The sequence below is a fragment of the Rhizobium sp. J15 genome (assembly GCF_002531825.1).
Taxonomy (GTDB): domain Bacteria; phylum Pseudomonadota; class Alphaproteobacteria; order Rhizobiales; family Rhizobiaceae; genus Rhizobium.
The window spans coordinates 1-15,295 of sequence record NZ_NWSX01000023.1 but is presented as its reverse complement, the minus strand read 5'-3'; the positions used below and the strand labels follow the sequence as shown (position 1 = coordinate 15,295).

At 62.1% G+C, this 15,295-nt stretch carries 14 protein-coding genes; 8 read left to right on the top strand and 6 right to left on the bottom strand.

The features are described 5' to 3' along the window. Window positions 1-21: 21 nt before the first annotated feature. From CO670_RS19565 to CO670_RS19555, 3 genes are all read right to left on the bottom strand, one after another. A complete protein-coding gene (locus CO670_RS19565) occupies window positions 22-642 on the bottom strand; it encodes a lytic transglycosylase domain-containing protein (protein ID WP_097591777.1) in 621 nt (206 codons plus the stop codon). A 262-nt stretch (window positions 643-904) separates the two neighbouring features. Beyond that, entirely contained in the window at window positions 905-1,666 is a 762-nt protein-coding gene (locus tag CO670_RS19560) for an N-acetylmuramoyl-L-alanine amidase (RefSeq protein WP_097591776.1), read from the bottom strand. Next, window positions 1,663-2,370 carry a DnaJ family molecular chaperone gene (locus CO670_RS19555; RefSeq protein WP_097591775.1) on the bottom strand — a complete coding sequence of 236 codons (708 nt, stop codon included), beginning with the start codon at window positions 2,368-2,370 and terminating at the stop codon, window positions 1,663-1,665. Before CO670_RS19555 ends, CO670_RS19560 begins: the two co-directional genes overlap by 4 nt. A 394-nt stretch (window positions 2,371-2,764) precedes the next feature. Between CO670_RS19555 and CO670_RS19550 the strand changes: the two genes are divergently transcribed. The 3 genes from CO670_RS19550 to CO670_RS19540 all read left to right on the top strand — a co-directional run bounded on the left by CO670_RS19550 (window position 2,765) and on the right by CO670_RS19540 (window position 5,723). Then, complete coding sequence (locus tag CO670_RS19550; RefSeq protein WP_097591774.1) at window positions 2,765-3,976, top strand: pyrophosphate--fructose-6-phosphate 1-phosphotransferase; 1,212 nt, start codon at window positions 2,765-2,767, stop codon at window positions 3,974-3,976. A gap of 57 nt (window positions 3,977-4,033) precedes the next feature. After that, window positions 4,034-4,669 (top strand): LysE family translocator, encoded by a 636-nt coding sequence (locus CO670_RS19545; RefSeq protein ID WP_088673224.1) that lies wholly within the window; start codon window positions 4,034-4,036, stop codon window positions 4,667-4,669. A 115-nt stretch (window positions 4,670-4,784) separates the two neighbouring features. After that, entirely contained in the window at window positions 4,785-5,723 is a 939-nt protein-coding gene (locus CO670_RS19540) for a lytic transglycosylase domain-containing protein (protein ID WP_097591773.1), read from the top strand. Window positions 5,724-5,864: 141 nt separating this feature from the next. Here CO670_RS19540 and CO670_RS19535 read toward each other — a convergent pair whose 3' ends face one another. After that, window positions 5,865-7,289, bottom strand: a complete 1,425-nt coding sequence (locus CO670_RS19535; RefSeq protein WP_097591772.1) for a serine hydrolase — start codon at window positions 7,287-7,289, stop codon at window positions 5,865-5,867. Window positions 7,290-7,482: 193 nt separating this feature from the next. On the opposite strand from CO670_RS19535, the gene CO670_RS19530 reads away from it, so the two are divergent. The 5 genes from CO670_RS19530 (at window position 7,483) to CO670_RS19510 (ending at window position 12,638) form a co-directional block, all read left to right on the top strand. Further along, a complete protein-coding gene (locus tag CO670_RS19530; RefSeq protein ID WP_097591771.1) occupies window positions 7,483-8,727 on the top strand; it encodes a DUF3419 family protein in 1,245 nt (414 codons plus the stop codon). After that, on the top strand, window positions 8,724-9,398 hold the full coding sequence (locus CO670_RS19525; RefSeq protein ID WP_097591770.1) for a class I SAM-dependent methyltransferase: 675 nt from the start codon (window positions 8,724-8,726) through the stop codon (window positions 9,396-9,398). The genes CO670_RS19530 and CO670_RS19525 overlap by 4 nt, the downstream gene beginning before the upstream one ends. 127 nt (window positions 9,399-9,525) lie before the next feature. Beyond that, entirely contained in the window at window positions 9,526-10,323 is a 798-nt protein-coding gene (locus tag CO670_RS19520) for a GH25 family lysozyme (RefSeq protein ID WP_097591769.1), read from the top strand. 88 nt (window positions 10,324-10,411) lie between these two features. Continuing rightward, a complete protein-coding gene (locus CO670_RS19515) occupies window positions 10,412-11,635 on the top strand; it encodes a lytic murein transglycosylase (protein WP_097591768.1) in 1,224 nt (407 codons plus the stop codon). Between the two features lie 97 nt (window positions 11,636-11,732). After that, window positions 11,733-12,638 carry a DMT family transporter gene (locus tag CO670_RS19510; protein WP_097591767.1) on the top strand — a complete coding sequence of 302 codons (906 nt, stop codon included), beginning with the start codon at window positions 11,733-11,735 and terminating at the stop codon, window positions 12,636-12,638. Window positions 12,639-13,096: 458 nt separating this feature from the next. Here the strand turns inward: CO670_RS19510 and metF are convergent, their stop codons facing one another. Both metF and CO670_RS19500 read right to left on the bottom strand, forming a co-directional pair. Next, on the bottom strand, window positions 13,097-13,999 hold the full coding sequence (metF, locus tag CO670_RS19505; RefSeq protein ID WP_097591766.1) for a methylenetetrahydrofolate reductase [NAD(P)H]: 903 nt from the start codon (window positions 13,997-13,999) through the stop codon (window positions 13,097-13,099). 1 nt (window position 14,000) lies between these two features. Next, the gene (locus CO670_RS19500; protein ID WP_097591765.1) at window positions 14,001-15,026 is read right to left on the bottom strand and encodes a metalloregulator ArsR/SmtB family transcription factor; all 1,026 of its coding nucleotides are present in this window, start codon (window positions 15,024-15,026) and stop codon (window positions 14,001-14,003) included. Between the last annotated feature and the right edge of the window lie 269 nt (window positions 15,027-15,295).

Genomic DNA, 15,295 nt, shown 5'->3' with positions numbered 1-15,295 from the left:
CTCTTGTCAGGGATAAGCGCTTCAGAGCATTGCGAGAACCTTGCCGCAATAGGACTTGGACACCGGGTTCATGCGCGTGGCGCCATGACCGGCATTGTATTTGAGGATGGTGTTGCAGGTCTCGCCACCACCGAGATCATGGGCGGCAGCCAGATATTTCATGCCGTACTTGATGTTGGTTTCCGGATCGAACAGGCCCTTGGCGCTGCCGGAATAGCCCATCATGCGGGCAGTTGCAGGCTTTATCTGCATCAGGCCGATTTCACCGTGGCTGCCGCGCGCATTCGGATTGAAATTGCTTTCGATACGGATGACAGCGGTCGCAAGCGCAACCGGTACATCATATTGGTTCGCATATTTGCTGATCAGTGCGGAATAGGAATTGCCGGAAACATTGGCGACGGGATAACCGCTCTGGCGCTCGACCGTCTTCAGTGTGCGTTCCGCCGTCTTGAGCGGACGCTTCGCCGGCTTGCCCGAACGCTCCGCTTTCTTCAACGAACGCTCTGTATTCTTCGAAGGACGCTCGATTTTCTTCACCGGCGCATCAGCTCGCACACCCCAATCATTCGCAAAGGCAAAGCTATTTCCGGCCAGCACCATGCCAGCGCATGTTGCAGCAACAACAATCAGTTTTCTCATGTAGTCTTGAACACTCCGACCCAAAGAATTTCCGGACGGCGCGCCTCGCTGTCATAATGAATACCAGATCAATGACCGATCTGGATTCGCGGCAATTCTTATCGTTTCACATAGCGCCCGTGGTTTAACTCGAAAACAGCCCCGAGTACCGCTTGGCGGAGGTTCTTAGACCATCGCAATGAGGAGATAATAGGGAAATGATGTGGCAGGCCGAATTTCGCGCTGCAGTGCGAAATTCGGCGTTTCAGTAATTGTCGAGGAATCAGGAATAACGCGGCAAAGCCGACAGTAGCCGGTGCAGCGTGTCGATCGTCGAGAAATCGGCGATGCCATCTATCCGTTCGGGCCGAAAATGCCGCTGGAAAGCCTCCACGTCGCCTGCCGTTTTTTCTGAAAATTGCCCCGTGATTTCAGTGCCGTAACCATAGAGCGACAGCATCGACTGCAGTGCTTCGACGGGTTGGCCGGCATCGCCGCACTGGAAGAAGCGTCCGCCGGTGATCGTTGCCGGCTCGACCCAGTGCCCCACGCCCGCCCGGTGGAGCTCCGCCCAAGGGAACTTTTCACCCGGATCGACCTTGCGAATCGGGGCGACATCGGAATGCCCGAGCACCCGTTCCGGTGCGATCGACCAACGTTTGACACAGTCGCGACACAATTCGATCACTGCGGCGATCTGCTTTTTCGGAAAGTCGGGAAGGCCGCCGGGATGGCCGGCATTGGCGATTTCGATGCCGATCGACAGCGAATTGATATCGCTCTCGCCGTGCCAGCTGCTCTTGCCCGCATGCCAGGCGCGCCGCGCCTCCGGAACGAGCTGGATGACCTCGCCATTCTCATGCACGAAATAATGGCTGGAAACCTGGCTCTCGTCCCGACAGAGCCAGTCGAGCGCGCCCTCCGGCGTCGGCATGCCGGTATAGTGCAGCAGGATCATGTCGGGATGGCGCCCGTCCGCCCGCTCGCCGTGGTTGGGCGACGGCCGCACGCGGGCATTTCGGTAATCCGCCTCGAAAGAGGTCATGCGGCGCGGCGTTCCTTCTCGATCGCCGCATAGGCGGCGTTCAGCGCCGCCATGCGCTCATTGGCGATCACATGGAACTCCTTCGGCACCCCGCGCGAAACCAGCCGGTCCGGATGATGTTCGCTGACGAGGCCGTAGTAACGGCGGCGGATCGTCGGAAAATCGTCGGAAGGCGACACGCCGAGCACCTTGTACGGATCGCCGCCGGACGAGACATGGCGGGCGGCGATCTGCTCGAAGCGGGTCTCGCTCATCTGGAAGATCTCGGCGATATGGCTGAGGAAATTCAATTCCTTCTCGTGGATCAGCCCATCGGCCTTGGCGATGTGGAACAGGCCGTCGAGCACGTCTTCCAGCACCGGGCAATTGGCCGCGCAGGTGACGCAGAGCGTGGAGAGCCGCTCGGCATAGGCTTCGTAGCCGGCAACGTCCTGACGGGCGAGATTATAGAGCCTGGCGACGTTCTTGGCCTGATCCTCGGGAAATTCGAAGATTTCGCGGAAGGCCTCGACCTCTTTCTCGCTCACGATGCCGTCAGCCTTCGCCATCTTGGCCGAAAGCGCGATGATCGCCACCGAGAAAGCCACCTTGCGGCGCGTTTCCGGATCGCCTTCGAAAACCGTCCGGATAGCCTCGACCACCGCGGAAAGCGCATTGCCCGCGGTATTGCCAATGGCATTCAACAGTTTTTCCCAGAAGGACATCGAAAATCTCTCGCACGATAGTCAAGTATGAGAAATCAGCTTGACCAAAGAATCGTAGCCTTTGCAAGGCGACTATTGGTCGTAGGATCGAAAACAGTTTTCACGATTCGGTAATTATTGCGCCGCAGCAAGCGATCGATCGCTTTCGCCTGATCTGGCGTGAGCGGGACGTCCCTCACCACCCTCGCTCACTGCTTAACCCCCGATTTCCACAAACAGTTCCCGACCGGCAGCACGGGCTTGAAACGATTATATCGGCGCTTCCCGCCAGCTTTGCCGTTTAACTCGGCAAAAAGGCACGTTTTTCGTAAATTCTTTACTTTACAGGGCCCTCTCCCTGCCGCATCCATGCGCTAGCTAACGCTGCCGCACTGAACACCATAGGAGGGAAATCATGGCCAAACAGAAAGTCGCAATGCTGACCGCCGGAGGCCTGGCCCCCTGTCTTTCCTCCGCCGTCGGCGGCCTCATCGAACGTTACAGCGACGTGGCCCCCGAGATCGATATCGTCGCCTACAAGTCCGGCTACCAGGGCGTACTGCTCGGAGACCGCATCGAGATCAGCCGCGACATACGCGAAAAGGCGCCGCTCCTGCACCGCTATGGCGGCTCGCCGATCGGCAACAGCCGCGTCAAGCTCACCAACGCCGCCGACTGCGTCAAGCGCGGCCTCGTCAAGGAAGGCGAGAACCCGCTGCGGGTCGCCGCCGAACGGCTCGCCGATGACGGCATCACCATTCTCCACACGATCGGCGGCGACGACACCAACACCACCGCTGCCGACCTTGCCGCCTATCTCGCCGCCAACGGCTACAACCTCACCGTCGTCGGCCTGCCGAAGACCGTCGACAACGACGTCGTGCCGATCCGCCAGTCGCTCGGCGCCTGGACGGCCGCCGAAGTCGGCGCGCATTTCTTCGACAATGTCAGCAACGAACAGACGGCCGCGCCGCGCACCCTTGTCATCCATGAGGTGATGGGCCGCCATTGCGGCTGGCTGACGGCCGCCACCGCTCGCGCCTATCTCCAGCGCACGAGCCGCAACCAATATGTCGGCGGCCTGATGATGGACGCGCATCTGAAAAGCATCGACGCCGTCTACCTGCCCGAAATGGCCTTCGACCTCGACGCCGAAGCCGCCCGCCTGAAGGACATCATGGACCGCACCGGCCACGCCACCGTCTTCGTCTCGGAAGGCGCCTGCCTCGACGCCATCGTCGCCGAGCGGGAAGCGGCCGGCGAGACCATCAAGCGCGACGCCTTCGGCCATGTGAAGATCGACACGATCAATGTCGGCGCCTGGTTCCAGAAGCAGTTCGCCAATCTCCTGAACGCCGAGCGCTCGCTGGTGCAGAAGTCGGGCTATTTCGCCCGCTCGGCCCCGGCCAACGGCGACGATCTCAGGCTGATCCAGAGCATGGTCGATCTCGCCGTCGAAAGCGCGCTCAATAAAGTCTCCGGCGTCACCGGCCACGATGAAGCGCAGAACGGTAAATTGCGCACTATAGAATTCCCGCGCATCAAGGGTGGCAAGGCTTTTGACCTGTCTACGGCATGGTTTGCCGAAGTCATGGACAATATAGGCCAGAAATACAAAGAAGCGTGATTGACGGATGGTTAATATGATGTCTTTGCTTATTCCTGAGGAATAGGAGGAGACACCATGTCGCTTGAAGCCTGGCTCGCTTTTGCGGCCGCATCCGCCATCATGCTGGCGATACCGGGGCCGACGATACTGCTCGTCGTCTCCTATGCGCTCGGCCATGGCCGCCGCACCGCGCTTGCAACGGTCAGCGGCGTGGCGCTTGGCGACTTCACCGCGATGACGGCCTCCCTCTTCGGCCTCGGCGCGGTGCTGGCGGCTTCCGCCACCCTCTTCACCGTCCTGAAGTGGATTGGCGGCGCCTACCTGATCTGGCTGGGAATCAAGCTCTGGCGGGCTCCGGTGATCGGTGAGCCCGTCGCCGACAACGACAATCTGCCTGAGGAAAAGTCGCTCAGGATCTTCCTCCACGCCTATGTCGTCACCGCCCTCAACCCGAAGAGCATCGTCTTCTTCGTCGCCTTCGTGCCGCAGTTCCTCAATCCGGCCCTGCCCTTCCTCGGACAGATGGCGATCATGGAAGCGACCTTCCTCGTGCTGGCGATCCTCAACGCCGCCACCTACGCGTTTCTCGCCCATTCCGCTCGCGGACTGATTCGCAAGGCGAGCGTCCAGCGCGCCGTAAACCGGACCGGCGGCACGCTGCTGATCGCTGCAGGCGCCGTAACGGCCGGGTATCGCCGTATTGCAGCGTAGAAACATTCCGTGGTTGCCGGAATGCAACGAATAGGTTAATGGGGTCGTCAGGTTTAAGCTTTTTAGTAACTTTTATAACGCTGCCGGGGCGGCGCGATTTCACGAAAGTGACGGAATGGTAGCGATCGGATTGTCCGGCCTGAAACGCAGTCTTGTCGTTTCTACGGTGCTCTGCTGCGGCGTGATGACCGGCTGCACGAGCGTCGAATACACCTCTCAGGCCGAACTGACAGCTCTTCAGACCGTGGTGCCGACACCCAAGCCCGGCGAAGACGCGATGCTTGCCGCGGTTCCGACAGCCGAAGGCGCTGCCGCAGTCGCAGGCGCCGTTCTTCCGACGCAGGCAGGCCCGTCGCTGACCGCAACGGCGATGCCGGCGGTCACCGCTTCTCAAGCCGCCGATCTCACCATCCAGGCAGGCATGCAGCCGACAGCCTATGCGCAGATCCCGCTGACGCCCGAAATGACCGCCATTCAGTCCGTCGTGCCGACGCCGCGCCCGGGCACGCCGGCGCAGCCGGCAACGCAGCTTGCCTTTGCCGCCACCCCGCAGAACAGCGCGCTGGCAGCCCTTGCCGCGGTCGACACCACGCCGCGCTCCATGGATTACGGCTTCGACGAATCCGGGCCGATCGATCCGCCGACGGCGCCGCCGATGTTCAGCGACGACGACAAGGACGATGCGCCGACCGTCGAGAAGAGCTTCGTCTCCAAGCTGATCCAGAAATATTCGAAACTTTACGAAATTCCCGAAACGCTGCTCCACCGCGTCGTCCATCGCGAGAGCCGCTACAATCCGAAGGCCTACAACAAGCGCGGCTATTTCGGCCTCATGCAGATCAAATACAACACCGCCAAGTCGATGGGCTATGACGGTGCGCCGGGCGGCCTCTTCGACGCCGAGACCAACATCAAATATGCCGCGAAATATCTGCGCGGCGCCTGGCTCGTCTCCGACAGCAAGGAAGATGACGCCGTCCGCCTATATGCGCGCGGTTATTACTACGACGCCAAGCGCAAGGGCATGAACGACATCGCCCAGGGCAATTACTGACATCGACGATTGAGACAAGCTCGGCGCACAAGCGCCGGCCCAAAGCACGTCGCGATCTTTCAGATTCGCTCCCGTGCTTTAGGTCTTTATTTTCTCGCGTGTCGTTATCGCAAAACCGCGCACACTTTTGCGCGACACGCTCTATGGCTGCGCCTGCGTGCGTTGCTGTGATCCGGCCTGCTGCTGCGGCGCGCCGGACGGCGGCAAGGCCGCCAGGATCGCCTTGAGAAGCGTCCGCGGCCGGTAATCGAGCCAGGATGGCGTCAGTCCGAGCCGGACGACGACCAGATTGGCGGACGGCACGATCGCCATGCTCTGCCCGTCATGCCCCGACAGCCAGAACGTGTCCTCCGGCAGCCCGAACGCGGCGCTCGAGCCGCCGCCGGGCGCAAGCCAGGCCTGACCCTGCGTGTACTGGCCGTTCGAGGCCGCCGTCGGCGTGCGCATGGCGCCGACGAAACCCTCCGGCAACAGCCGCCGGCCGTTCCATACGCCGTCCTGCAGCAGGAACTGCCCGAAGCGCGCCCAGTCATGCGCCGTCGCATAGAGATAGGAACTGCCGGCGAACGTCCCGCGCGCATCGAGTTCGAAGACGGCGCTCGTCATGCCGAGCGGCGCAAACAGCGCGTCATGCGGATAGGAAAAGGCCGCCTGCGCATTGCCGACCCTGTCCATCCAGATGCGCGACAGGAGCACCGCCGTGCCGCTCGAATAGCGGAACCGCTTGCCGGGCGCGGCCTCCATCGGCGCATTGGCCGGCAGCGATACCATATCGGGGTCGAGATAGAGCATGCGCGTCACATCGGCGACATCGCCATAATTCTCGTTGAAGGCAAGGCCGCTCTCCATGCCGAGCAGGTCGGAAACCTTGATCTTGGCGCGCGCATCGTCCTTCCACTGCGCCAGCAGATGATCGTCGTCGAAGGAGATCTTGCCGTCGAGCATCAGCCGGCCGAGGATCGCCGCATTCACCGTCTTCGTCATCGACCAGCCGATCAGCGGCGTCTTGGCCGAGAAGCCGGAGCCATAGGCTTCCGCGACGATGCGGCCATCGCGCACCACGACGATCGCCCGCATCGACGGGCCGGCAAGCCCGGCATCGGCCAGCACCGCGGCGATCTTGCCGTCGGCATCGCCGACGCCCTCGCCCTGCGGCCACGAGGCGTCACTCGTCTCCATCCTGGCCGGCGGATCGAAGGGCACGGCCTTCTCCGCCGCCTCGAAATCGCCATCCGGCACGCTCGTGCAGCCGAGCCCGCTGCGATAGAGCGCATAACTCGATGCGAACAGCCCCATGAAGCGGGCCGTCACCCGGCCGTTGTCATGATCGACGCTGACGCGCACCAGCCGCAGCAGCGGGTTTCCCGGCGCCTGCACGTCGTCCTCCAGCACATCCTCGGCATTGCGGCCGGCGATGAAGACATTGGAGCAGACGATCTTGGCGGCATAGCCGTCGCCGACGCGCAGAAGCTCCGGCGGCCGGACATACAGCCAGGCGGCGCCGGCAACGACGATGAGAACGAGAAGGAGAGCAAGCGCCTTCAGGACACGCAGCACAAATCGCATGGCATTCCTCCGAATGCCCGGAGAGAAGCAGGAATTCCGCCCGCCGGAAAGGGGGCGGCGCAAAGAAGATCCCTCACCCCGATCACTTTCCGAGGAGGAGGATCCTTTCGAACGGCGCAGGCCCACAGCCCACGTCATCAAACTGTAGCAGTGGCGCGCTACACGCCCTGAACGCTAAAAAGGTGACAGACTCATGTCGGAATTTGCACCGGATGCCGGCTTCCGCAAGAACCGGAAACTCAAGGACGCCCTTCTCCGCCACAAGGCTTTTTCGAAGGATGGTTTTTCCGAGCGTCTCTTCGGTCTGCTCTTCTCCGGCCTCGTCTATCCGCAGATCTGGGAGGATCCGGATCTCGACATGCAGGCTATGGAGCTGAAGCCCAATCATCGCATCGTCACCATCGGTTCCGGCGGCTGCAACATGCTCGCCTATCTCTCCAAGGCGCCGGCCTCGATCGACGTCGTCGATCTCAACCCGCACCACATCGCGCTGAACCGCCTGAAGCTTGCCGCCTTCAAGCATCTGCCCGGCCATTCCGATCTGGTCCGCTTCCTGGCGATGCCGAACGAGAAGTCGAACAGCCGCGCCTTCGACCGGCATCTCGCCGCCAAGCTCGACGAGGCGACCCGCAGCTACTGGAACGGCCGCAAGTTCGGCCGTCGTCGCGTCACCGTCTTCGACCGCAATATCTACGAAACCGGCCTGCTCGGCCGCTTCATCGGCGCGGCCCATCTTCTTGCCCGCCTGCACGGCGTCAAGCTGCGTGAAATGACCAAGACCCGCTCGATCCGCGAGCAGCGCCAGTTCTTCGACGAGCAGATCGCGCCCCTATTCGAAAAGCCGGTCGTGCGCTGGATCACCGGCCGCAAGAGCTCTCTCTTCGGTCTCGGCATTCCGCCGCAGCAATATGACGAGCTCGCAAGCCTTGCCGACGATCATTCGATCGCGCCGGTGCTGAAGCACCGCCTGGAAAAGCTCGCCTGTCACTTCCCGATGCGCGACAATTATTTCGCCTGGCAGGCCTTCGGCCGCCGCTATGCGGCCGCAGAGGAAGGCCCGCTGCCGACCTATCTGAAGCCGGAGCACTACGAAGTGATCCGCGCCAATGTCGACCGCGTCAACGTTCACCATGCAAGCTTTACCGAGCTTCTGGCCCGCGAGCCGGCTTCCTCGCGCGATCGCTACATCCTGCTCGACGCGCAGGACTGGATGACCGACGGGCAGCTGAACGACGTCTGGCGGGAGATCACCCGCACGGCGCGCGAAGGTGCGCGCGTGATCTTCCGCACCGCCGCCGAAAAGAGCATCATCGAAGGCCGCCTGTCTCCGTCGATCCGCGACCAGTGGGACTACTTCGAGGAGAAGTCGCGCGAACTGACCGCACTCGACCGCTCGGCGATCTACGGCGGCTTCCACATCTACGGGAAGAAGGCGTGAGCAAGGTCGGCGCCGAGACGGTGGGAAAGAGCGATCAGCATGCCAGCCTCATGGATGGCATGTACCGCTACCAGCGCCACATCTACGACCTCACCCGCAAATATTATCTTCTCGGCCGCGACAGCACGATCCGCAATCTCGACGTGCCGGAAGGTGGCACCCTGCTCGAGGTCGGCTGCGGCACCGGCCGCAACATGGCTTTGGCCCACAGGCACTTCCCGACCGCCAAGCTGTTCGGCCTCGACATTTCCCAGGAAATGCTGATCTCGGCGCGCAAGACCTTCGCCACCAAAGCGACCATTCCGGAATTCCGCGTCGCCGACGCCACGGCCTTCACACCGCGCGAATTCGGCGTCAGCGGCTTCGACCGCATCCTCATTTCCTATGCCCTGTCGATGATCCCGGATTGGGAGCGCGCCGTCGACGCGTCGATCGCCGCGCTCAATCCCGGCGGCCAGCTCCATATCGTCGATTTCGGCCAGCAGGAGGGCCTGCCGCGCTGGTTCCGCCGCATGCTCCAGTCCTGGCTCGCCAAGTTCCACGTCACCCCGCGCCGCGACCTGCGCGAGGTACTGGAAGCCCAGGCCGAAGAGAACAAGGCGCGATTGGTCTTCGAAACCGTCGGCGGCGGTTATGCCTGGCGGGCGGCAATTATCAGCAAACGCTCATAATTCGCTTGAAACTAACCGATTTTTTACGTTGATATGGTGAAAAGAGGGTTATACCTCTGCTGGGCTCGTCATTTTCGAAGGTCAGGCTGTGGGGCAAAGAGATCATTCGGTTCACGACGGGATACCCATGCGCCGGCTTTTGTTTTGCGTTCTGCCTTTGGCCATCATGCTCGCCGGCTGCTCCTCCTCCGGTTATGATTACCTCGAAACGGCGTCGATCAAGCCGAAAACGCGCTTCAAGGACACCGATCCGCAGAATTTCGGCGCGAAGCACCCGCATCAGAATGATGTGCACGGCATCGACATCTCCAAATGGCAAGGCGATATCGACTGGGCGACGGTGAAGAATTCGGGCGTCGCCTTCGCCTTCATCAAGGCGACGGAAGGCAAGGACAGGCTCGACCCCCGATTCGACGAATATTGGCGCGAGGCCCGCGCCGCCGGCATCCCGCACGCTCCCTATCATTTCTATTATTTCTGCTCCTCGGCCGACCAACAGGCCGACTGGTTCATCAGCAACGTGCCGAAGGACGCCATGCGCCTGCCGCCGGTGCTCGACGTCGAATGGAACGGCGAATCGAAGACCTGCCGCTATCGTCCCGACCCGGCAACGGTGCGCGCCGAAATGCAGCGTTTCATGGACCGGCTGGAGGCCTATTACGGCAAACGGCCGATCATCTATACTTCGGTCGATTTCCACCGCGAGAATCTCGTCGGCTACTTCCCGGACTATCATTTCTGGGTGCGCTCCGTGGCCAAGCACCCGGAAGTGACCTATTCCGACCGCCGCTGGGCCTTCTGGCAGTATACCTCGACCGGCGTTGTTCCCGGCATCAAGGGGCCGACCGATATCAACGTCTTTGCCGGCAGCGCAAAGAACTGGAACAACTGGGTCGCGACCGTTTCCAAGGATAGAAATTCTTAGTAACGTCTTTCAATCTTTCTTGCTTCCGTCACATTCCTCTGTGAAAGCGACGGGCATCCATTTGCTATTTGCTATAAGGACCGCATTCATGCACCGCTCGCTCGCAAGCCGCTCTGCACTCGCCCTCCTGTTTGCCCTGACCTTTGCCGGCGGCGCGGCCGCCCAGCAGGCGCCTGCTGCCTCCGCTCCGGCGGCGGCGCCCTGCGGCGGCGATCTGTCCGCCTTCCTTGAGGGCGTCAAGGCCGATGCAGTTGCCGCCGGCGCCAGTGCCGCGGCCGCCGACGCGGCGCTTGCCGGCGCCGAGATCGATCCCAAGGTGCTCAGCCGGGATCGCGCCCAGGGCGTCTTCAAGCAGACCTTCCTCGAATTCTCCCAGCGCACCGTCAGCCAGGCCCGCCTCGACATCGGCCGCCAGAAGATGAAGCAATATGCCGACGTCTTTGCCCGGGCCGAGCAGGAATTCGGCGTCCCCGCGGGCGTCATCACCGCCTTCTGGGCGATGGAAACCGATTTCGGCGCCGTCCAGGGCGATTTCAACACCCGCAACGCCCTGGTGACGCTGTCGCATGACTGCCGCCGGCCGGAGCTCTTCCGACCGCAGCTGATCGCCCTCATCGAGATGGTCCAGCACGGCGACCTCGACCCCGCCACCAATACCGGCGCCTGGGCCGGCGAGATCGGCCAGGTGCAGATGCTGCCGCGCGATATCATCGCCTATGGCATGGACGGCGATGGCGACGGCCATGTCCGCCTGAAGCAGAGCGGTCCGGACGCCATCCTGACAGCGGCGAAATTCATCCAGCACCTCGGCTTCGAGCGCGGCCAGCCCTGGCTGCAGGAAGTCACCCTGCCCGACAATCTGCCCTTCGAGAAATCCGGCCTCGGCGGCACGATGAAGGCCAGCGAGTGGTTCGCGCTCGGCGTCACGCCCCGCGACGGCAACACCGCCTTCGGCGATCTCGAAGGCGATCTCGTGCTGCCGCAGGGCCGCATGGGACCGGCCTTCATCGCCTACCCGAATTTCAAGATCTATCTCGAATGGAACAAGTCCTTCATCTACACGACGTCGGCCGCCTATTTCGCGACCCGGCTTTCCGGCGCCCCGACCTATCTCAAGGGCACGCCTGAACAGGGGCTCGCCAACGAGCAGATGAAGACGCTACAGACCAAGCTGCAATCGCTCGGCCATGATGTCGGCGAGATCGACGGCATTCTCGGCTCCGGTACGCGCGTTGCGATCCAGAAGGAGCAGCAGCGCCTCGGCATGCCGGCCGACGGCTGGGCGACGCCTGCCCTCCTCAACGCTCTCTGATCCCTGACGATTTACGCCACCCGCTTCGCAAGAAACGGGTGGCGCCGTTTTCGGTCTGCGCTAAGTCTGTCCGAACCTTTTAGCTGGAGGAAGCGGCATGGACAGCAGAATGAATGCCTGGACCTGGGGGCTGCTGGTCCTGCTCGGCCTGATCTGGGGCGGCTCTTTCTTCTTTGCCCGCATCGCCGTCCAGCACGTACCGCCGCTGACCCTCGTCTTCCTCAGGCTGCTGCTCGCAGCGCTCGCGCTGCATATCTATATCGCCGGCCGTTTCGATATCTATCCGATCCTCAAGGCCCGCTGGCGGGAATTCCTCTTTCTCGGCATCATCAACAATGTCCTGCCACATGCGCTGATCTTCTTCGGCCAGACGCGGATCGGCGCCGGCCTTGCGGCGATCCTGAACGCAACGACGCCGATCTGGACCGTGCTCATCGCCAATTACCTCACCTCGGACGAGAAGCTTACCTCGGCAAAGATCGCCGGCTGCCTCGTCGGCCTCGCCGGTACGGTCGTGCTGATCGGCCCCAGCATCTCCACCGGCAGCGAAGCGCCGCTCTGGGCGCTGCTGCTTCCGGTGCTTGCCGCCGTCTCCTACGGCTTCGCCGCCACCTACGGCAAACGTTTCAAGGGCGTTCCCTCCCCCGTTACCGCTGCCGGCCAGTTGACCGCCTCCTCGTTGATCGCGCTGCCGCTGTCGCTGCTCGCCGATCGCCCCTGGGAACTTGCCGCGCCGCCGCTCGACGCACTGCTTGCCATCCTGGCACTGGCGCTGCTGTCGACGGCCTTCGCCTACATTCTCTATTTCAGGATCATGGCAATGGCCGGCGCCACGAACGCCTCGCTCGTCACCCTGCTGGTTCCGCCGGGCGCCATCCTTCTCGGCGTGCTCTTCCTGGGCGAAAGGCTGAGCCTCGCCGAACTCGCCGGCATGGCGCTGATCGGTTTCGGCCTCGTCATCCTCGATGGCCGCGCCTATCGCCTGCTGACGAAACCTGCCTGAGTGACGGTTGTATATTCTCTATGTTTTCAACCGCTTGCGCGGCCGCCATGTTTTCGGCGCATAGGTGAACCCGCAATCGCCTGATTTAACGCCGCGTTAAAATCTGTGAACAAAAATTAGCGATAAATTATCGTTTTATATCAATAACTTGCGAAAACGATCCTCGACTTATCCACCGCCCATTTCGGCGGCGCAGCATAAAATCCGCTTTCCAACCGACATATTTCAGACATAATATCGGCCGGTTAACGCGAGGAGACAGACATGGGACTCACGCAATCCTTGAATGTTCTGTTGGTCAGTGCAGCGTTCGCTTTCGTCCTATCCATGCTCTTCATCTGAGCCAGGATGACAAACGCATAACGCTGATAGTGCCTAAACTCCCCTGATCAATCCGCCAAAGAAAAAGCGCATGTCCCGCCCGACATGCGCTTTTCACTTTTGAGCGGAGACAAAGATCAGGCTGCGGCGCCGGCGCTCTTTGCCGGGCGGCGGGAAAAGCCGAGATTGTCGAGCACGGCGGAAACCAGCGGCGCGCGGTTCATCGTATAGAGATGGAACTCGTCGATGCCGCGCCGCACCAGATCCTCGATCTGTTCGGCCGCCACTTCGGCCGCGACCTTCGCCCGCTCCTCGGGCTTATCGTCGTAGCCGGCGAAACGCTCGTCGAGGAAGGCGGGAATGATCGTGCCGCAGGCGCCGGCGAAGCGCTTCAGCTGCGTCAGGTTCTGGATCGGCATGATGCCGGGCACGATGGGGATCGAGACGCCGGCAGCGCGCACCCGCTCCAGGTAACGCTCGAAATTGTCGTTGTCGAAGAAGAACTGCGTCAGCGCCCGGTTGGCGCCGTTATCGGCCTTGCGCTTCAGCATGTCGATATCGGCGGCCGTATCGCGGCTTTCCGGATGTTTTTCCGGATAGGCGGACACCGAGATCTCGAAATCGCCGATCGCCTTCAGGCCGGCCACCAGCTCGGCCGCATTGGCGTAGCCGCCGGGATGCGGCTGGTAGGGCGCCCCCGCGCCGCCCGGCGCATCGCCGCGCAGCGCCACGAAATGCGTCACGCCGGCCTTGCGGAAGGTATCGATCACCTGATGCGTCTCTTCCTTCGTCGCGCCGACGCAGGTCAGGTGCGAAGCGGTGGCAAGCGGCGTCTGCCCCAGGAAGCGCGTGACGGTCGACAGCGTCGGCGCCTTGGTGGTGCCGCCGGCGCCGTAGGTCACCGAGACGAAATCCGGGTCCCAGTCCTGCAGCTTGCTGACGGTCTCCCAGAGCTGGCCTTCCATCTCTTCCGATTTCGGCGGAAAGAATTCGAAGGAGATCCCGATGTTGCGCCCGCGTGCTTCGTTGTTCAAAGCCATGTCATACTCTCCCGGCAAATGTAGGTTCGGCGCCTTCGCTCGTCTGCGAAGCCATGAGGCGCCTCGGATCGCGCGCGAGCCAGACGGTGACCGTCAGCCCCTGCCCGCTCTGCTGACCCGGATGAAGATCGACGACCTGCTCGACATCGAGCCCGGTCTTGCGCAGCCAGTCGGACATCGCCTGGTGCGAGAAGCCGAGACGGACATGGGCATGTTCGTCGCGGAGATATTCGAGCGCGTGCGGCGCAAGGTCGATGACCACGAGCCGGCCACCCGGCCGCAACATGCGCGCCGCTTCCGCGATCGCGATTTCCGGCTGGTCAAAGAAATGCAGCACCTGATGGATCGTCACCAGATCGAAATCCTGCCCCTCGAACGGAAGGTTCAGGATATCGGCGTGGCGGACCGTCGCCTTGGTGATGCGTGATTTGTCGAGATTGGCGCGCGCCACGCTCAGCATGTCGCGGCTGGCGTCGACGCCGATGGCCCGGCGGTAAAGCCCCGACAGCAATTCGAGGATACGGCCGGTGCCGGTGCCGAGATCGAGCAGCGAATCGATCGGCTGGTTGCCGAGCAGCCGGATGACGGCGGCATCGACTTCCTCGTCAGCCGCATGCAGCCGGCGAAGCTCGTCCCATTCCGCGGCGTTGCGGCTGAAATAGGCCTGGGCGCGTTCGGCGCGCTGGCGCTTGACCTGCGAAAGCCGCTCGCCGTCGCGAAGGATGGTCGGATCGTTCTCGGAAACATGCTTCAGCAACGCCCGCACAAGCATGGCCGCCTTGCCGTCCTGCTTGAGCCGGAAATAGGCCCAGGCGCCTTCCTGATAGCGTTCGATCAGTTCGGCTTCGCCGAGCAGCTTCAGGTGGCGGGAGATGCGCGGCTGGGACTGGCCGAGAATTTCGGTGAGATCGGTGACCGTCAGATCGCCGCCGTCGAGAAGCGCCAGAAGACGCAGACGCGTAGGCTCGCCGGCCGCCTTCAAGACGTCCACCAACCCATCCAGTCCAAGCTTCAAAGGTTCGCTCATTACCCGCCCAATCAAGATATAAAGATATCTTTATGTGATTTGAAAAGCGGTGGCAAGCGGCAATTCGCACTCTCCGCGAAATTGCCTGCTCAAATTGCGACAGAGCCTGACACGAAAAAGCCCCGGCCGAACCGGGGCTCAATTTGTGGAAAAACGTCATTCCTTCTCGACGTCGTCCTCGGCCTTGTGCCGAGGATCTACTGCCCTATCGACCGACGGCAGATGCTCGGGACAAGCCCACTGCTGTCCGGTTTAACTTTCGGTGATGG